17 protein-coding genes are annotated in these 18,655 nt (G+C 56.4%); 9 read left to right on the top strand and 8 right to left on the bottom strand.

Features of this window, described 5'->3' with window-relative positions; all coding sequences use genetic code 11:
* The first annotated feature begins 7 nt into the window (after positions 1 to 7).
* From BEN30_RS02635 to BEN30_RS02610, 6 genes are all read left to right on the top strand, one after another.
* Positions 8 to 838, top strand: coding sequence for a DUF1538 domain-containing protein (locus BEN30_RS02635; RefSeq protein ID WP_211563243.1), 831 nt, complete (start codon positions 8 to 10; stop codon positions 836 to 838).
* Positions 807 to 1,157 carry a P-II family nitrogen regulator gene (locus BEN30_RS02630; RefSeq protein ID WP_069956767.1) on the top strand — a complete coding sequence of 117 codons (351 nt, stop codon included), beginning with the start codon at positions 807 to 809 and terminating at the stop codon, positions 1,155 to 1,157. The genes BEN30_RS02635 and BEN30_RS02630 overlap by 32 nt, the downstream gene beginning before the upstream one ends.
* Positions 1,154 to 1,555 (top strand): CBS domain-containing protein, encoded by a 402-nt coding sequence (locus BEN30_RS02625; protein WP_069956766.1) that lies wholly within the window; start codon positions 1,154 to 1,156, stop codon positions 1,553 to 1,555. The genes BEN30_RS02630 and BEN30_RS02625 overlap by 4 nt, the downstream gene beginning before the upstream one ends.
* 18 nt (positions 1,556 to 1,573) lie before the next feature.
* A complete protein-coding gene (locus tag BEN30_RS02620; protein ID WP_069956765.1) occupies positions 1,574 to 2,374 on the top strand; it encodes a HugZ family pyridoxamine 5'-phosphate oxidase in 801 nt (266 codons plus the stop codon).
* Positions 2,375 to 2,491: 117 nt separating this feature from the next.
* On the top strand, positions 2,492 to 2,872 hold the full coding sequence (locus BEN30_RS02615; protein WP_069956764.1) for a hypothetical protein: 381 nt from the start codon (positions 2,492 to 2,494) through the stop codon (positions 2,870 to 2,872).
* Positions 2,873 to 3,118: 246 nt separating this feature from the next.
* A complete protein-coding gene (locus tag BEN30_RS02610) occupies positions 3,119 to 4,945 on the top strand; it encodes a phosphoenolpyruvate carboxykinase (GTP) (RefSeq protein ID WP_069956763.1) in 1,827 nt (608 codons plus the stop codon).
* 79 nt (positions 4,946 to 5,024) lie between these two features.
* Here the strand turns inward: BEN30_RS02610 and BEN30_RS02605 are convergent, their stop codons facing one another.
* The 3 genes from BEN30_RS02605 to BEN30_RS02595 form a co-directional block, all read right to left on the bottom strand.
* Positions 5,025 to 5,465: a MarR family winged helix-turn-helix transcriptional regulator gene (locus BEN30_RS02605; RefSeq protein WP_069956839.1), complete on the bottom strand. Its 441-nt coding sequence runs from the start codon at positions 5,463 to 5,465 to the stop codon at positions 5,025 to 5,027.
* Between the two features lie 111 nt (positions 5,466 to 5,576).
* Positions 5,577 to 6,596: an ion transporter gene (locus BEN30_RS02600; RefSeq protein WP_069956762.1), complete on the bottom strand. Its 1,020-nt coding sequence runs from the start codon at positions 6,594 to 6,596 to the stop codon at positions 5,577 to 5,579.
* Between the two features lie 45 nt (positions 6,597 to 6,641).
* Positions 6,642 to 7,037 (bottom strand): DUF423 domain-containing protein, encoded by a 396-nt coding sequence (locus BEN30_RS02595; protein WP_069956761.1) that lies wholly within the window; start codon positions 7,035 to 7,037, stop codon positions 6,642 to 6,644.
* A gap of 63 nt (positions 7,038 to 7,100) precedes the next feature.
* Between BEN30_RS02595 and BEN30_RS02590 the strand changes: the two genes are divergently transcribed.
* A complete protein-coding gene (locus BEN30_RS02590) occupies positions 7,101 to 8,360 on the top strand; it encodes a GGDEF domain-containing protein (RefSeq protein ID WP_069956760.1) in 1,260 nt (419 codons plus the stop codon).
* 14 nt (positions 8,361 to 8,374) lie between these two features.
* On the opposite strand, the gene BEN30_RS02585 is transcribed toward BEN30_RS02590, so the two are convergent.
* Positions 8,375 to 9,820 (bottom strand): TrkH family potassium uptake protein, encoded by a 1,446-nt coding sequence (locus BEN30_RS02585; protein ID WP_245648963.1) that lies wholly within the window; start codon positions 9,818 to 9,820, stop codon positions 8,375 to 8,377.
* Positions 9,821 to 9,972: 152 nt separating this feature from the next.
* On the opposite strand from BEN30_RS02585, the gene BEN30_RS02575 reads away from it, so the two are divergent.
* Positions 9,973 to 10,551 (top strand): DUF924 family protein, encoded by a 579-nt coding sequence (locus BEN30_RS02575; RefSeq protein ID WP_069956757.1) that lies wholly within the window; start codon positions 9,973 to 9,975, stop codon positions 10,549 to 10,551.
* 12 nt (positions 10,552 to 10,563) lie between these two features.
* Here BEN30_RS02575 and BEN30_RS02570 read toward each other — a convergent pair whose 3' ends face one another.
* The 4 genes from BEN30_RS02570 to gltB form a co-directional block, all read right to left on the bottom strand.
* Positions 10,564 to 10,800 (bottom strand): DUF1178 family protein, encoded by a 237-nt coding sequence (locus BEN30_RS02570; RefSeq protein WP_069956756.1) that lies wholly within the window; start codon positions 10,798 to 10,800, stop codon positions 10,564 to 10,566.
* 243 nt (positions 10,801 to 11,043) lie between these two features.
* Positions 11,044 to 11,235, bottom strand: coding sequence for a hypothetical protein (locus tag BEN30_RS02565; RefSeq protein ID WP_069956755.1), 192 nt, complete (start codon positions 11,233 to 11,235; stop codon positions 11,044 to 11,046).
* Between the two features lie 108 nt (positions 11,236 to 11,343).
* Positions 11,344 to 12,771 (bottom strand): glutamate synthase subunit beta, encoded by a 1,428-nt coding sequence (locus tag BEN30_RS02560; protein WP_069956754.1) that lies wholly within the window; start codon positions 12,769 to 12,771, stop codon positions 11,344 to 11,346.
* A gap of 4 nt (positions 12,772 to 12,775) precedes the next feature.
* Positions 12,776 to 17,422: a glutamate synthase large subunit gene (gene gltB, locus BEN30_RS02555; protein WP_069956753.1), complete on the bottom strand. Its 4,647-nt coding sequence runs from the start codon at positions 17,420 to 17,422 to the stop codon at positions 12,776 to 12,778.
* Between the two features lie 391 nt (positions 17,423 to 17,813).
* On the opposite strand from gltB, the gene BEN30_RS02550 reads away from it, so the two are divergent.
* Positions 17,814 to 18,620, top strand: a complete 807-nt coding sequence (locus BEN30_RS02550) for an undecaprenyl-diphosphate phosphatase (RefSeq protein ID WP_069956752.1) — start codon at positions 17,814 to 17,816, stop codon at positions 18,618 to 18,620.
* Positions 18,621 to 18,655: the final 35 nt, after the last annotated feature.

The raw sequence follows: 18,655 nt of genomic DNA, 5'->3' as shown, positions 1-18,655 counted from the left end.
GGCTAAGATGATGGATCTGGTTCATCACATCGCACATACGGGTTGGGTGACGCTGTTCGACGTCTTGCCCATTGCCGCCATTCTGCTCTTTTTTCAAGTTTTTGTGCTGCGTCGGGTGCCGCCCAAGCCCAAGCGCATTGCGGTGGGGTTTGGCTATGTCGTGGTTGGCCTGACGCTGTTCTTGGTGGGCTTGGAAATGGCCTTGTTTCCATTGGGCAAAACCATGGCCGAGCAGTTGACCGCCCCTCAGTTTCTTGGTGGGGATGCCTTGTTGGGCAAGGTCAACTGGCTTGATTACATGTGGGTTTATATCTTTGCCGCGTCGATTGGGTTTGCCACCACGGTGGCGGAGCCGGCCTTGATTGCGGTGGCGCTCAAGGCCGAACAGATCTCCGGCGGCGCCATCCATGCGCGCGGGCTTCGTCTGGCAGTTGCCTTGGGTGTGGCGGTGGGGGTGTCTTTGGGGTCGTATCGGATCGTCTCGGGCACGCCGCTTCATTGGTATATAATAGTTGGCTATATCGTTGTCATCATTCAGACGGCTTGGGCGTCTAAGTTTATCGTCGCCCTGGCCTATGACAGCGGTGGCGTAACCACGTCGACGGTGACGGTGCCGGTGGTGACGGCGCTGGGCTTGGGGTTGGCTTCGACCATACCCGGTCGCAGCCCTTTATTGGACGGATTTGGATTGATAGCGTTCGCCAGTTTGTTTCCCATCATGGCGGTTTTGGCGTATGCCAATTTGGCCGAATGGTTGCTGCGGCGAAAAGTTGCGAAAGATCAAACGGGGGAAAAGGATAAAAATTATGAACCTCAAACTGATAATGGCACTCGTTAAAGACGAGATCACACAAACCATCATTGATGCGGCACGCGACGCCGGGGCCACCGGGGCCACGGTGATCACCAGCGCCCAGGGTGAAGGCCTCAAAAAGGAAAAGACTTTTTTGGGGCTAGACCTGGCCGCTCAACGCGATATCGTGCTGTTTTTGGTGGCGGAGCCCAAAGCGCGAGAAATTCTGGAAACCATCGCCAAGGCCGGAAAATTCGATGAAGAGCCCGGTTCCGGCATCGCCTGCCAAATTGCTTTGGAAGATGCTGTCGGGCTGTCGACACAGTTGCCAACGTTGATTGATGAAGTCGAGAAAGAGATATGAGCGCAAAAAGCTACGTTAAGGTCGAAGACATCATGTCCGTGACCATTGCCACCATCGATTCCACTGCCACGGTTCAAGAAGCCGTGACAAAAATGCGCGATGCGGGGGTGAGTTCCTTGGTGGTTGAACGCCGTGATGAGGCGGATGAATATGGTCTGGTGGTGGTGACCGACATTGCCAAGCGGGTGATCGCGGAAAATAGATCTCCCGAACGGGTCAATGTTTATGAAATCATGTCCAAGCCGGTCCTGACCCTGCCCAAAGAAATGAACATCCGCTACGCCGTGCGTTTGTTGGTTCAGTTTGGTGTCAGCCGCGGTTTGGTGGTGGATGGGCAACGCGTTCCTGTGGGCATCGTCACCTTGCGCGATATGGTGTTGCGCCATGTCGATGACTGACAAAAGGATTGCGTCGTTGTGAAAAGCACACCATTCAGCGCGGCCCGCGAAGCGCGGCTGATCGCCCGCCAAGCGCAAAAAGGAGCCTTGGCCACGCTGCGTCGAGCCGCCCGCGATGAGGCCAAAGGCCAGCCTTACGTGTCGAAGGTCGGCGTCGCCCTGGCCGCAGACGGCTGCCCGTTGTTTTTGTTTTCGACCTTGGCGGCGCACACCCAAGATTTACTCGCCGATCCCCGCGCATCGGTGCTTTTGGAAGCACCGACAACAGCCCTAAATCCACTGGAAGGGGCGCGCTGCACGCTGATCGGGCAGATGGAAAAAGTGCCGGTTGATGACGTTCCTGCGGCGCGTACCCAGTATCTCGCCCATCATCCCCGTGCGGCCCAGTACGCCGATTTCGGGGATTTTGCCATGTGGCGACTGCGGATCGAAAAGGTCCATTATGTGGGTGGTTTTGGCCAGGCAAAGTGGGCCAAGGGCAAAGAATACCTGCTTGGTGGGGACGGTTTGAAGGGGGCCGAAGGGCGCATCCTCAAAACCCTGGATGACGACGCTGTGCAAACCCTGTGCGCCGGGGCGTATGTCGGCGTATCTGGTGGTGTGCCTGGGCGCAAAACCTCTGCTCGCAACGCTCTGGGCTGGCGCGTCTTGGCGGTGGACGGAGACGGCTTTGTGGCCGCCCGTTTTGTGAAAGGGGGGCAAAAAGGTGCGCCGTTGCGCGTGAACTTTGACACCCCGGCTGGCGATCTGCGGAGCTGGCGGGCGCGCTTTCAAATGGCGCTCAAGCGGCTCTCAGCCCCGGCAAAAGGCCTTTCCTAAAAAACGTCGTGAATATCCTTAAATTTTACTTAATAGATGCCTTTCGATCTGTATAATGACCTTGGTACTGCTGTCGCTGCTGGTTTGACAGGTCACCTTTGTACGTTTGGATATGCCATGGGCCTCGCTACGCTTATTTCTGCACTTTCCTTCTTCATCGCCATGCTGGCGTTGTGGTTGACCAGCGACATTGTCAAAAAAGTTGAAAACCAAAACGAGAAGTTCCTGCGTGCTCACGTCGCAACGTTGCGCGATGAAATGCGCGAGATGGACAAGATGCTGCACAAAACGACGCGTTTGGCACAACAGATGGAACAGGGGCATGCCGCCCTAGCGGAAGGCCGGACAGAGCACGCGACGGCCATTCGCGCCCTTCAAGATCAAATGATTTTGGTCAGTGCAAAGCTTGACGATTTGGACCAATCTATCCCCCAACGCTACCGCGTAAAGCCGCTTAAATCCGATCAAAAAATGAGTCAAAAAGCCAGCATTCAATAAGCGTTTGTTGGTGCGGTTTGGCGCGCTTGCGGTTCACTTGATTCCCCGCCTTTGACAGGCCATTTTGACTGTTTTTTTCAGTTTTGTGTTATGGCGGGTATTGAACCTCTCTAATACGCAGTGCAAGGCGTTGTGTTTCAAATCTTTTTTGCAGGTGCACAAAACCTTTTGACGGGACCGTCACACTCGCTAACCTGTAGCCCCTTTTCAGGGCTATCGATTAAAATGTACGGAGGACACAGTACAATGCTCAACAGTGCGGACGCGCCATCAGCGCACGCCAAGCTCAATGCCTGGATCGACGAGATTGCGGCGCTGACAAAACCGGCTGCCATTCACTGGTGTGATGGCAGTAAGGAAGAATTTGACCGTATGTGTGCCGAGATGGTGGCAGCGGGCACGTTGATCAAGCTGAACGAAGACAAGCGTCCCGGCAGCTATTTGGCGCGCTCAAGCCCCTCAGACGTGGCGCGTGTCGAAGACCGCACGTACATTTGTTCCGAGCGCGAAGAAGACGCAGGCCCCACCAACAACTGGATGGCTCCGGCTGAGATGCGCAAAACCCTGAGCGGCCTGTATGACGGCTGTATGCAGGGCCGCACCATGTATGTGGTGCCGTTTTCCATGGGGCCTTTGGGCTCTCCCATCGCGCACATTGGGGTGCAGTTGACCGACAGCGCTTATGCCGCCGCCAATATGCGCATCATGACCCGCATGGGCTCCAAGGTGCTCGACGTTTTGGGCGCGGATGGCGCGTTTGTGCCGTGCGTTCATTCCGTCGGTGCGCCGCTGGCCGCCGGTGAAAAAGACTCCGTTTGGCCGTGCAACGATGAAAAGTACATCGTCCATTATCCCGAAACCCGCGAAATCTGGTCGTTTGGATCGGGCTATGGCGGCAATGCGCTGTTGGGTAAAAAGTGTTTTGCGCTGCGCATCGCGTCGGCCATGGCGCGTGACGAAGGCTGGCTGGCCGAGCACATGCTGATTGTCGGTCTGGAAAGCCCCGAAGGGGAAAAGACCTACGTGGCGGCGGCGTTCCCGTCGGCGTGCGGCAAAACCAACCTGGCCATGCTGATTCCGCCCGCAGGCTTTGACGGCTGGAAAGTGTGGACGGTCGGTGACGACATCGCCTGGATCAAACCGGGTGCCGACGGCAAATTGTATGCCATCAACCCCGAATACGGTTATTTCGGCGTTGCCCCGGGCACCTCTGACAAGTCCAACCCGTCGGCGATGAAGGCTTTGTCAAAAGATTGCATCTACACCAACGTGGCGCTGACCGATGACAAGGATGTGTGGTGGGAAGATATGTCCGCCGCTCCCGCCCATGCCATCGATTGGAAGGGCAACGATTGGGCGCCGGATTCCGATACTCCGGCGGCGCATCCGAACGCGCGTTTTACGGCGCCCGCTTCGCAGTGCCCCAGCATCGACCCCAATTGGGAAGACCCCAAGGGCGTGCCGATTTCGGCCTTCATCTTTGGCGGCCGTCTGTCCAAAACCTTCCCCTTGGCTTATCAGGCGTTTGATTGGAATCACGGCGTCTATATGGCCGCGACCATGGGCTCGGAAGCCACCGCCGCCGCCGTGGGTCAAGCCGCCATTCGTCGCGACCCGTTCGCCATGTTGCCGTTTTGCGGCTACAACATGGGCGATTACTGGCAGCACTGGGTGGACTTTGGCGCAAAGCTGTCCAACCCGCCCGCCATTTTCCGCGTGAACTGGTTCCGCAAAGATCAGAACGGCAAGTTTATGTGGCCGGGCTTTGGTCAGAACATGCGGGTCTTGAAGTGGATCGTCGATCGCGTGAACGGCAACGGCAATGCGGTTGAAAGCCCCATCGGTTTGATGCCGACCCACGCCGACATCACCTGGAACGGTCTGGATTACGACAAGGACACGTTTGAACATCTGATGGAAGTCGATCGCGCCGGTGCCATGGCCGATGCCGAAGACCAGTCTGAACTGTTTGGTCGCTTTGGCGACAAACTTCCAGCCGAAATGGAAAATCAACGCCAAGCGCAGATCAAACGCTTGAACGATGCGCCGGAAATCTGGCGTCATAAATCCTAAGATCTGGCCTATAGGCCGCCCAAACAAACCGCCGCCCTGAGTTGGGCGGCGGTTTTGTTTTGCCAGATGTCGGGATCCTTTAAGGCTTCTCGGCCTTTTCCAGATTGCCGATCATGTGTTCAAGGAGTTCCATAAGGGCTTTGCGATCTTTTTTCTTCACCCCGTCAAAGGCCGATTTGACGACGCTTTTGGCCCCCTTGGTCAAGGTGCCCTGAAGGTTTTTGGCCATGCCCGTCAGATGAATGCGCATGGCGCGGCGGTCTGCCGGGTCGGGCTCTCTGTAAATCAGGCAATCACGTTCCATGCGTTTGAGGGTGTTGGACATGGTCGCCTGTTCAATTTTGACCCGTTCATACAGTTCGCGCTGGGTCAGCCCATCTTGGTCCCACAAACACATCAGCACCGGAAATTGACCGGGCGCAACACCATGGGACTTCAACTGATCATACAGCGATTGGGTGAACAACCGCGACAAATGGTTGATGACATATGCTGGTGATTTTTCAGGTTCGCTGGCCATGGCAGGGACGTCCTTTATATGAAGGCTGACGACGGACATAGAGTGTACACAATATAGTCAGCTATTGGTATATAAATATGATCCGCAGGAAACGGTTTGCTGCGGTCGCTCTTAGGCACCCGTTTCGGGGTTGTCGGTGTCCGCGTCGTCCGGCTCATGAATCCGTTTGCCGCAGTGGGGGCAGGTTTCCATAGCCTCTTCGGCCTGTCTGACCCTGACGGCATGCATAATGGCCCGGGTGTCGAATTCGCTTAAGTTCAACTGTTGCACCAGTTGGTTAAGTTCGTCTTTCTCTTCGATCGTTATGATGCCGTCTTCCATGACGCCTTCGACATGCTCTTCCAAGATGGCGCGGCGGCGGTGTAGGGCGCTGCTGAACCCGGATGCCAAAATACCCGCAGGCAGCGCCACCATGCCCAAACCGATGATGCCGATGAACGCGCCGAGCATTTTGCCCCACGGCGTCAAGGGGACCATGTCGCCATAGCCGACCGTGGTCATGGTCACTGTGGCCCAATACATAGAGGCAGGAATGGATGAAAACACTTTGGGCTGAACGGGATGTTCAACCACAAAGGCCAAGGTTGAGGCGACGAACATCAACAGCATGGAGACAAACAAAGCCGCGCCGATGGTGCGGGCTTCTTCGCGAAACACCTGGAACAAAAGCGTCATAGCGCTGGAATAACGGGTCAGCTTGAAGATCCGCAGCAGCCTCAACGCACGTAAAACTCGAAGATCGTCGGTGGCGAAAAAGCTGAGATAAAAGGGTGCAATGGCGATCAGATCAATGAGCGCCATCCAGGTGATCATATATTTGATGCGCCCCTTGATCGGATGGGTATGGGTTGGATTCCACGGATTGTCGACGACGGACCACACCCGGGCGATGTACTCAATGCTGAAAACCGTTACGGAAAAAACTTCGAAAGCGTAGAAATACGGTCCTGCAAGAGCCTGCAAATCTTTGATCGATTCCAACACAACCGCTAAAATATTTAACGATATCAGTGCAATAAGAACAAGATCGACAAACCGCGATATGGCATCTGTCTTGCCCGTGGTGAACAAGATGAGCGCCGTGCGGCGGCGCAGCCTTCGATAAAGGTTGAGGTTCGTCGGTTCGTCCATGGCAAAAGATACTGCAAAAGAGGTTAACCAAAGCAGAACGAAACGCTACGCCGATTCAGCCTTTTGAAGACCGATGCGCGCTCCCACGCCAGCCAAAATGAGCCATGCCAAAATCAAAAGCCCGCCACCGACAGGTGCGGCGCCTTCGACGGGCACCATGGACAGTGCGCCAAAGCAATAAAGCGTGCCGGAAAACAAAAAGATTCCTGCCTGAAAAAACGCGCCAGCGATGTGCAGCGCGCGGCGCTTGGTACGTCCCTCAACCGGGCGGATGACCAGCCCGACGGCGACCAAGGCCATGGCGTGCCACATTTGATACTGCGAACCCATCATGAAAACATCGCGGATTTCAGGGGTATCGCCCAAGGCATGCCAGCCATAGGCTCCGGCCCCAACAGAGATGGCGCCATTGAGGCCGGCGAGGAGTATCCAAATGTTCATGTCGTGTTCCTTTATTGGCGTTCTTTAACAATCTGTTGAGCGTTTTGCTATATCACCAATACCATGGCCTTACGAAATGCCCTGATGATTTTGATGTTCCCCGCCTTGATGGTGGTGGCGGGGGTTGCCTTTACGGCAGCCCAGCCCCAAGTGCCGTGGTCGTTGGGGGCAACGTTGGTCTATACACCTTATTTGGTCGCCGCCCTGGCGGCAATCGTAGGCGGTTGGTTCAAATGTCCTCGCATCGTTTTGATGGCCATGTTGATCGCTGGCGCTCATTGGGTTGTGCAAGCTTTTGTCGCGGGGGTCAACATTCATGACCGCGGCCCGGAAATCACCGTGATCTATGCCGGGCTGGCGGTGCTGTTTCCGCTCAACGCCGCGCTGGTGGCGCTCAAGGCCGATCGCGGCTTGTTGTCGCTGGGGGTTCTCAGCCGCGTTTTGTTCGCGGGTTTGCAAATCGTCGCCCTTCTGGTGGTGTGGGATGCCGGTGAAACCGCGCGGACGTTAACCGATGAGGTTCTGCACACCCGCGTGTTTCACAAGGACCTGGATTATTGGTCGTTGTTGCCGCAACCGGCCTTGATGTTGTTCGCTTTGGTATGTGCCGGGTTGTTGGCGCGCGCGGTGTGGAAGGGTGGTGTTCTGGATGGGGGGCTGTTCGGCGCCGTGGCGGTGTCGGCGTTGGCGTTGCATGCGGCGGGCGATGGGCCGCTGTCGTCCATCTTGTTTTCCTTGGCCGCCATCGTGTTGCTGGCCGCGGTCGGTCAGGAAAGCTACCGCCTGGCCTATATTGACGAGTTAACGGGGCTGCCGGGCAGACGCGCGTTGATGCACGATTTGATGGCGCTCGGCAACGATTACACGGTGGCGATGTTAGACGTCGATCACTTCAAAAAATTCAACGACACCTACGGTCATGACGTGGGCGATCAGGTGCTGAAAATGGTCGCCGCGCAAATGATGCGCGTCACCGGCGGCGGACGCTCTTATCGCTATGGCGGAGAAGAATTTACCGTTCTGTTTGCTCGCAAAGGCGTGGACAGCGCCGTTAAGCACTTGGATAAACTGCGCCAATCCATCGAGGCGGCGTCTTTTAAGTTGCGCGACAAAGACCGCCCCAAAACAAAACCGGAAAACCCAAAAGGCAAAAAAAATACCAAAAGACTCGCGTCAAATCAGGCTAACGATATCGTCAGTGTGACCATTTCCATTGGCGCGGCTCCCTATGAGGATGGCGTCAGTCCGCAAGACGCGCTGAAGGCTGCCGACCAAGCGCTTTACCGGGCCAAGGACGGTGGGCGCAACCGGGTCTCCGTTTAAAGCGGGAAAAGGGTTTAGTGGCGCCAGTAGCCGGGCGTCAGCAGCACCAAAACGGTAAAAAATTCCAAGCGTCCCAGCAACATGGATAAGGCCAGCACCCATTTTGCAGCGTCGGGCAAGGACGCAAACGTTCCGCTGGGACCAATGATCGTGCCCAGCCCCGGCCCGACGTTGGCGACGGCCGTCGCCGCTCCGCTCATGGCGGTGACCAAATCCAGGCCTAAGCTGGTGAGCAGCAAACCGATCAATCCGGTAATGACCAAAAATGACAAGGTGAAGACCAAAACACCCAAAGCCACATCGGCGGAGATGGTGGTGTCGCCAAACTGTGTGGTGCGCACGCCGTGCGGGTAAATCAGCCGCCAAACATAGCCGCTGAACACTTGGCGCAGCACTTGAAAGCGCAATATCTTGATGCCGCCGCTGGTGGACCCGGTGCATCCACCGATAAAGGTCATCAAAAAGAATGCCCCCACAGGAAGGGCGCCCCACAAGGCGTAATCGGTGGACACAAATCCGGTGGTTGAAATCACCGACACAATGTTGAACGCCGACATACGCAGGGCCTGAAAAATGGAGAAGTTGTCTTTGAACACCAACCATGCCGACAGCATTAAGGTCATGGTCAGCAAAATACCCAACAGGCCGCGAATTTGTGGATCGCGGCGAAAGGCCATTTTATCGCCGTGGGCAAATTTAAAATAAGCGACGAACGGGATCGATCCGCTGATCATGAACACCAAGATGATATTTTCGATCAAGGCGCTGTGAAAATATCCAATGGATGAATCGTGGCTGGAAAAGCCCCCCGTAGAAAGCGTCGTCATGGCGTGCATGGCGGCGTCCAAAGGGCTCATGCCCGCATACCACAGCGCCAACCCACAGGCCGTCGTCAACAGCGCATAGGTCACCAGCAAGGTGGCGGTCATGCGCTTGATGCGGGGGATCACGCGCTCAGACGTATCCGACGATTCGGTGCGAAACAGCTGCATCCCGCCGGAGCGCAGAAACGGTAAAATCGCGATGGCCATAACAATGATGCCGATGCCGCCCATCCACTGAAGGATGCTGCGCCACAGCAAGATGCCCGGCGGCATCGTGTCCAGACCGGTTAAAACCGTCGATCCGGTGGTGGTCAAACCCGACATGGATTCGAAAAAAGCGTCGGCAAAATCGATATTAAGGGCCGAAAAGCGCAACGGTAAAGCGGCGAAAAAGGCCAGCAAAAGCCATCCCGAGGTGGTCAACATAAAGGCTTGTTTGATGTTCAGTTGTAAATCGCGGCCGTATTGGGAAAGCGTCAGCAACGAGCCAAAAAACATCGTCACAACGGCGCTTGCGGCAAAAACCTGCCAGTCCGGGTTATGGGCGATCAAATCGGCCAGCAACGGCGGAAACATGCCAAAGGCCAGAACCATCAAAAGCAGGCCGTTGATGAACATGACAGGGCGGAAAGTCAAACGGAGGAACTCCAAAATTCAACATATGCGCAGATACGGGGCGAATACTACGCGCCTTAGCCGTAAAATGCACAAAAAAATGGAGACGTGGAACATCGGGGCTTTAGCGCCTATGTCTGATAGGGGTACGGTTGTGAAAAGAGAACAGATTTATGGCTGAAAATTTACACTCAGACACGGTTGACGCCATTTTGTCCTTTTGGTTTGGCACCCCGGACGCCGCAGATTATGGCACGGATCGGGCGGCCTGGTTCGTCAAAGATCCGAAATTTGATGAAGACATCAAAACCCGATTTGAAGATGTGCTGATGACCTTGACCAGCACCGAGGTCCAGCAGATGGCCAATAGCCCCGAAGGGGCGGTGGCGGCGGTGGTGCTGTTCGATCAATTTCCGCGCAATATCTACAGAAATGATGCCCGAGCCTTCGCCACGGACGCCCAGGCCCTGTCGCTCGCCCGTCAGGCCGTGAACCGAGGCTTTGATCAAAAAGTCATCCCCGTGATGCGAAAGTTTTTGTATCTGCCGTTTGAACACAGCGAAAATCTGGAAGATCAAAACATGGCTTTGGCGTTGTTTGCAACTTTGGGGCCGCTGGACCTGGACTACGCGCAAAAGCATTTTGATATCATCGCCCGCTTTGGTCGCTTCCCCCATCGCAATGAAGCCCTGGGACGGACCAGCACGACGGAGGAAATAAAGTTTCTCAGCCAGCCGGGGTCGTCATTTTAAGTTTAAAGGCTTTTAGCCTTTCATCGCGCACGCGCCATTGCCGCATCCAGATGCGGCGGGGCAGGTGGGGAAATCGGGCGCGGACTGACCGCCGACGTTGGGGGCGCTGAGGCCTTTGACCAAGTCTTTTGAGCCACACGTGGGGCACGCCAAGGTCTTGGCTTGAAGCTGCGCCTGGCAATCGTCATAACCATCAAAATGATGGGCGAATTCGTGGTCTTTGTCGCAAATCAGGGTGTAGGAAATCATGGCTGCCCTCAGGTTGGACCGTGTTGAGAGCCGATATATAAGCGGGTGGCGCATATTGTCAAAGGGCCAATGACCCGGCAGGGCAAAATTAAAGCTCCGCGACTTGTGAAATCCGTCCCTTGGATTGCCACGCCCCCTTCGGGGTCTCGCAATGACGAAGACAGGGGCGTCATTGCGAGCGAAGCGAAGCAATCCAGAGCCGAATGCACCGCCATGACCATGTCCGACGTCGAAGAGGCAAAATTAAGCGGTGTCTTCATAATCCATGTAAACACCCCCGGCAGCGCTGTAGCATTGCACGTAGGTGCGCAAAATGTCTTCTCGGTTGCGGCTGGTGAGGGTTTTGCCTTCGGCGACAAAAATTTTGTCGAGCAGCTTGTAGGCAATCTGCTCGCGGGTGTTTTCGCCAACGAGCACTTTGCTGTGTTCCGTCATGATAAACGCCCCGTTCCTTTTGTCTGTCCTCTGCCTGGGTACGCTATAGAGACGTACAAAGGGCCGCTCTGTGAAGAACGGCCCTTCGGTTTTTACCTAAAATACGGGCTAGCGCGGCAGTTCGGTCGAACCCATGAGGAACTTGTCCACCGCACGCGCCGCTTGGCGACCTTCGCGGATGGCCCATACCACCAACGACTGACCCCGGCGCATGTCGCCGGCGGCGAACACTTTGGGGATCGACGTTTGGTAATCTTCGGTGTTGGCATCGACGTTGCCGCGGGGGTCTTTGGCGACGCCCAACTGTTCCAGCATGCCTTCGTGGACCGGATGGACAAAACCCATGGCGAGGAATACGCGCTCGCAGGGGATTTCAAATTCCGATCCGGCGACCTCGGTCATCTTGCCGTGGTCCCATTGCACCCGCACGACCTTGGCGGCTTTGAGGTTGCCGTTTTCATCGCCGATGAAGGCTTTGGTCAGCAAGCTCCAATCGCGTTGGCAGCCTTCTTCGTGGCTGGTCGACGTGCGCAGCTTTTGCGGCCAATCGGGCCAGGTGGTGAGCTTGTCTTCCTTTTCCGGCGGTCTCGGCATGATTTCGATTTGCGTGATCGACGCCGCCCCTTGGCGGGCCGAGGTGCCGACGCAATCTGAACCCGTATCGCCGCCGCCGATGACCAACACGTTTTTGCCGGTGGCCAAGATGTCGGTGACGTCGAAGCTTTCGCCGCCGTTGCGACGGTTTTGCTGGGTCAAGAAATCCATGGCGAAATGCACGCCATTTAACTCACGTCCCGGAACGGGAAGATCGCGGGGTTTTTCCGCGCCGCCCGACAATACAATCGCGTCGTAATAGTTCATCAATGATTCGACCGAGACGTCTTTGCCGATGGTGGTGTTAGGGCGGAAGTCCACGCCTTCGCCCTTCAACTGGCTGAGACGCCGATCGATGATGGATTTGTCGAGTTTGAAATCGGGAATGCCGTAGCGCATCAGACCACCCGCATGGGCGTTCTTTTCATAGAGCGAGACCTTGTGTCCGACCCGCGCCAATTGCTGCGCTGCCGCCATGCCCGCAGGACCGGCACCGACGACGGCGATTTTTTTGTCGGTGTGGTGCTTGGCGATCTTGGGTTCAATCCAACCCTCGGCCCAGCCGTTGTCGACGATGGCGCACTCGATTGTTTTGATGGTGACGGGCTTGTCGTCCAAGTTCAGCGTGCACGAAGCTTCGCACGGCGCCGGACAAATGCGTCCGGTGAATTCCGGGAAGTTGTTGGTGGAATGCAGCATCGCCAGCGCCGACTTCATGTCGCCCTGATAGGTCAGGTCGTTCCATTCGGGGATGATGTTCATCACCGGGCAGCCTTGATGGCAGTACGGGATACCGCAATCCATGCAGCGCGCACCTTGTTTTTGCAACTCGTCTTGTTTGAGCGCAATGGAGAATTCCTGGTAATGGTCCAGGCGTTCGCTCACCGGCGCGTAAGAACGGTCATGGCGATCGATTTCGAGAAATCCGGTTGGCTTACCCATAGTCTTAGTTCCCCACCGATGTGTTGACGCCGTCATGTTCGGACGCACGCTGTTTGGCCTGCATTTCTTGAAGTGCTCGGCGGTAATCCACCGGCATCACCTTGACGAATTTGGGCAAGTACGTGTCCCAATGGTTCAAGATGTTTTTGGCCAGCGGGCTGGCGGTGTAATGATGATGCTGTTCGATCAGCGTTTTGAGACGCTGGGCATCATAGCGGGTCATGTCGTGGTTGATGTCGACGCGGCCATGGGTTTCCAAATCGCCGCCTTGACCGTTGAGTTCTTCATTGAGGCGTTCTTCGGCCTCGATGGGTTCCAGATCAACCTGCGCCAAGTTGCAACGGGTTTCAAAATCACCCGCTTCATCCAAAACGTAAGCGACACCGCCGGACATGCCCGCGGCGAAGTTACGTCCGGTCTGACCCAGCACGACAACAATGCCGCCGGTCATGTATTCGCAACCGTGATCGCCCACACCTTCGACAACCGTGGAGGCGCCGGAGTTGCGCACCGCAAAACGCTCACCCGCGACGCCTTGGAAATAGGCTTCACCGGACGTTGCGCCATAAAGGCACGTGTTGCCCGCGATGATGTTGTCTTGCGGGATGATCGGGCAATCGTCGGTCGGGCGAATGACAATGCGTCCACCCGAAAGACCCTTGCCGACATAATCGTTGGCATCGCCTTGGAGATTGATGGTGACGCCCTTGGCCAGCCATGCGCCCAACGATTGCCCCGCCGTGCCGCGGGCATTGATGACGATGCTGTCATCGGCCAATCCGGCTTTGCCGTGCTTCAAGGCAATTTCACCCGAAAGCATCGCGCCGACCGTACGGTTGACGTTGATGAACTGGGTATCAATGCGCACCGGCTTGCCACCGTCGATGGTGGCGCGGGCCTGGGCGATGAGGGCGTTGTCCAAGGCTTTGTCGAGACCGTGGTCTTGGCTTTCGCAATGGAAGACGGCCACGCCTGGACCTGCGACGGGCTTGTGCAAGATGCCGGAGAAGTCCAAACCGCGACCTTTCCAATGATCGATGGCGGTGTTCATTTCCAAACACTCGGAACGGCCGATCATTTCCTGGATGGTTTTAAAGCCAAGCTCAGCCATCAGCACACGAACTTCTTCGGCCATGAAGGTGACGTAGTTGACCACGTGCGCGGGCTGACCGGGGAACAGCTTGCGCAGTTCCGGGTTTTGCGTGGCAATGCCCACCGGACAGGTGTTCAAGTGACACTTGCGCATCATCAAACAACCCGCCGCAATCAACGCTCCCGTGGCAAAGCCGAATTCGTCCGCACCCAACAAAGCGCCCACGACGATGTCGCGGGCCGTGCGCAGGCCGCCGTCAACCTGCACGGCAACACGGCCGCGCAACTTGTTCAACACCAAGGTCTGGTGGGTTTCGGCCAAACCGATTTCCCACGGACCGCCCGCGTGTTGTGTGGAGGTCAAGGGCGAAGCCCCGGTGCCGCCGTCAAAGCCGGAGATGGTGATGTGATCGGCATGCGCTTTGCTGACGCCAGCGGCAACCGTGCCGACGCCGACTTCGGACACTAACTTGACCGAAATGCGCGCCTTGGGGTTGACATTTTTCAGATCGTGAATCAACTGCGCCAAATCTTCGATGGAATAAATATCGTGATGCGGCGGCGGAGAAATCAGCCCCACGCCCGGCGTGGAGTGGCGTACCCGGGCAATCCACTCATCAACCTTGTGGCCGGGCAGTTGTCCGCCTTCGCCAGGCTTTGCGCCTTGGGCCATTTTGATTTGAATGTCGTCGGCGTTGACCAGGTATTCAGTGGTCACGCCAAAACGTCCGGATGCCACCTGTTTGATGGCCGAACGCATGCTGTCACCGTTTTCCATGGGCTTAAAGCGCACTGCTTCTTCGCCGCCTTCGCCGGTGTTGGACTTGCCGCCCATCCGGTTCATGGCAATTGCCAAGGTGGTGTGCGCTTCCCAGGAAATGGAACCGAACGACATGGCCCCGGTGGCGAAACGTTTGCAGATGTTTTCAATCGGCTCAACTTGATCCAAGGGCACGGACTTGCCGGTGCCTTTTAAGGTGAACAGCCCACGCAGGTTTTTCACCTGCACGTCATGACCGTTCATGGCCGCTTCGAATTTGCGATAGGTATCGCGATCACCTTTGCGCACAGCGTGCTGCAGCAAGGAAATCGTTTCCGGCGACCACGCGTGTTGTTCACCGCGGTGACGCCAAGCCAGTTCACCGCCCACATCCAGGTGTTTGTGATAGAGCGGGTTGTTGCCAAACGCGAGCGCATGGCGACGGGTTGTTTCTTCGGCCACTTCGTCCAGACCGATGCCGCCGATGCGCGATGCGGTGTTGGTGAAGAAGCGATCGATGAAGCTTGCGTTCAAGCCCACGGCGTCGAAAATCTGTGCACCGCAGTACGATTGGAAGGTCGAGATGCCCATTTTGGAGAAGACTTTGAGCATGCCTTTGGCGACCGCTTTGATGTAGCGGTATTGGGCTTCAGCAATGGTCAATTCTTCAGGCAATTCACTGCCCATATCGGCAATGGTGTCGAAGGCCAAATAGGGGTTGATGGCTTCTGCGCCATAGCCCGCCAGCAGACAGAAATCATGCACCCGGCGCGCTTCGCCGGTTTCGACAACCAGACCCGCAGAGGTTCTGAGCCCGGTGCGGATCAAGTGGTGATGCACACCCGCCGTCGCCAACAAGGCCGGGATCGCGATGTGATCGATATCCAAATTGCGATCCGACAAAATGATGATGTTGTAGCCTGCGTTGACGACTTCTTCGGCTTTGGCAAACAGCTTTTCAAGCGCTGCTTCCATACCCGCCGCACCTTGGTCGGCGGGATAGACGATGTCCAGCGTGACCGCCTTGAAGGCGCGGTCAACGTAGTGTTCGATGTGGCGGATTTTTTCCAGGTCCAGGTTCGACAAAATCGGCTGGCGCACTTCCAGACGCATGCGCTTGCCGGCGTCGGTTGGGTCCAACAGGTTAGGACGCGGGCCGATCAAGCTCACCAGGCTCATCACCAATTCTTCGCGGATTGGATCGATGGGCGGGTTGGTGACTTGGGCAAAGTTCTGGGCGAAATAATCGTATAGCACCTTGGGCCGGTCCGAGAGCACGGCGATGGGTGTGTCACGACCCATGGAGCCAATGGGGTCTTGGCCACTGATCACCATCGGTTTGATGAAGTGCTTCAAATCTTCCTGAGTATAGCCAAACGCCTGCTGGGCATCCAAAAGCGTGTCATGATCGGGGGCCATGGCGGGATTTTCGTCGGGCAGGTCTTCGACGCGGATCTGGGTCTGGTCAAGCCATTCCTGATACGGCTTGTCCTTGGCCAGTTCTGACTTGATTTCTTCGTCGTCGATGATGCGGCCCTGTTCCAGGTCGATCAAGAACATCTTGCCCGGCTGCAAACGCCACTTTTTGACGATCTTGTGTTCAGGGATAGGCAACACGCCCACTTCCGACGCCATAATGACGAAGTCGTCATCGGTCACGATGTAGCGCGCCGGGCGCAAGCCGTTGCGATCCAGGGTCGCACCGATTTGGCGGCCATCGGTAAAGCACACGGCGGCGGGGCCGTCCCACGGTTCCATCAAGGCGGCGTGGTATTCGTAAAAAGCGCGTCGATCATTGTCCATCAGCGGGTTGTTGTCCCACGCTTCGGGAATCATCATCATCATCGCATGGGCCAGCGAATAGCCGCCCGCGACCAACAGTTCCAAAGCGTTGTCGAAGGTCGCGGAATCGGAGGCGCCGTCGCCGATCAACGGCCACAACTTGTCCAGATCATCGCCCAAAACCGTTGAGCTCATGGTCGCTTTGCGCGCGGCCATCCAGTTGATGTTGCCGCGCACGGTGTTGATTTCACCGTTGTGGCACAGATAGCGGAACGGCTGCGCCAGTTCCCAGCTGGGGAAGGTGTTGGTGGAAAACCGTTGATGCACCAAGGCCAGGGCAGAGGTCGTGCGCGGGTCTTTGAGATCTTGGTAATAGTTCGCCAAGTTGCCCGACAGCACCATGCCCTTGTAAACGATGGTGTGGGTCGACAGGGACGGCATATAGAAGTTGGCGCGGTTGCCGGCATCGTCCCAGATGGCGTGGTGGACTTGTTTGCGGATGACAAACAGCTTGCGCTCGAACGCGGCCTGATCGGAGGTGCCTGGGCCTTTTTTGATGAAGACCTGACGGATCACCGGCTCATCGGCTTTGACGCTTTCACCCAGGCAGGAATTGTCCACTGGCACGTCGCGCCAGCCCAACAGCTCTTGACCTTCGCGGGGCACAACCGTATCGAACGCGTTCAGGCAAGCGGCGCGCAAGACTTCGTCTTGGGGCAAAAACACTTGACCCACCGCATAATCACCGATGCCGGGCAAGGTAAAGCCCAACTTAGCGCATTCCTCGACGAACAGGTCATGGGGAATTTGCATGATGATGCCCGCACCGTCACCCGCCAAGGGATCGGCGCCGACCGCGCCACGGTGGTCCAAATTCACCAGAATTTGCAAACCTTGGCGAACGATCTCGTGGCTCTTTTGGTTCTTAATGTTGCAAATGAATCCAACACCACAGTTGTCGTGCTCGTTGCTTGGGTCGTAAAGGCCTTGGCTTTCGGGCAGCCCGCTTGCTTTCATGGTCTTGTCCAGTCTTAAGTCCGCCGCAAAAATGCGGATGAAAAGTGTATATGTTTCAAGGCGCTAATGTCTTATCCGCCGCCAGTCGTGTCCAGCGCGGCCAGCGCCATAGCAAACCTTGTCAGAAACTTGGAGGCGCGACATTACTAGAACTATACCGAAAAAGAAAGCCCGCCGCTGCAATTTTTGAAACACTTTGAAACACGCAGAAATCTGGGGGTTTGGGCCGATTTGCGACAGTCTCGCCCCGGGCCTTTAGGGTATTTTTTCACCAACCGGAAAAACGGTGCGGATTCAGCTCTTTGCGTGAAGATGCGGGTGCGCTAATGTTGCCGCGTTCTCGGGAAATTCCCTTGGATTCACCCCCTTTTTACGAGGCTTGAGTACCGCCGTGCCGCTTTTTCACATTGTCATTTTAGCGCTTGTTCAGGGCGTGACCGAGTTTCTGCCCATCAGTTCCAGTGCCCATTTGATCTTGACCCCTCGGTTTTTCGACTGGCAAGACCAAGGCCTGATATTGGACGTGGCCGTGCATGTGGGCACGTTGGGGGCGGTGATGGCGTATCTGTGGCGTGACGTGCTCGACATGTTCATCGGGTTGTGGCGCATGGTTCTGGGCAAGGGCATTAATGCGGGGGCGCGGCTTGCTTTTTTTGTGGTGCTGGGCACGATCCCCGTCATTATAGCTGGCTATGCCATGAACAAAGTGATGCCCGACGGCATTCGCTCCATCGAAGTGATCGGTTGGGCGACCTTGGGTTTTGGCGTTTTGCTGTGGGTCATGGACCGTTTCAGCGTCACCTTGCGCACCATGGAGCACTTAAAGCTTTCAGATGTCGTGTTGATCGGTTTGTCGCAATGTCTGGCTTTGATTCCGGGCACGTCGCGCAGCGGCATCACCATGACCACCGGGCGTTTTCTGGGCATGGAACGATCTGATTGCGCGCGCTTTTCCATGCTCTTGAGCATTCCCGCCATCGTCGGCGCGGGCACGCTTAAGGGGCTTGAACTTTACAAAACAGGCGACGCCCTGCAAATCAGCACTGCGCTCACCGGCGTCGGCTTGTCGTTCGTCTCCGCCCTGATCGCCATTGCCCTGATGATGGCCTGGCTCAAACGCGCCAGCTTCACCCCGTTCGTGATCTATCGCTTAGGCCTCGGCTGTGTGCTGTTGGCGGTGAGCTATGGGTACTTGTAGGTGTATGAGCGGTCTCGTTGAACGGAACTGATTAA

It is taken from the genome of Magnetovibrio blakemorei, assembly GCF_001746755.1.
Taxonomy (GTDB): Bacteria; Pseudomonadota; Alphaproteobacteria; order Rhodospirillales; family Magnetovibrionaceae; genus Magnetovibrio; species Magnetovibrio blakemorei.
The sequence above is the reverse complement of the archived record's forward strand: the minus strand, read 5'-3'. Positions and strand labels throughout refer to the sequence as shown.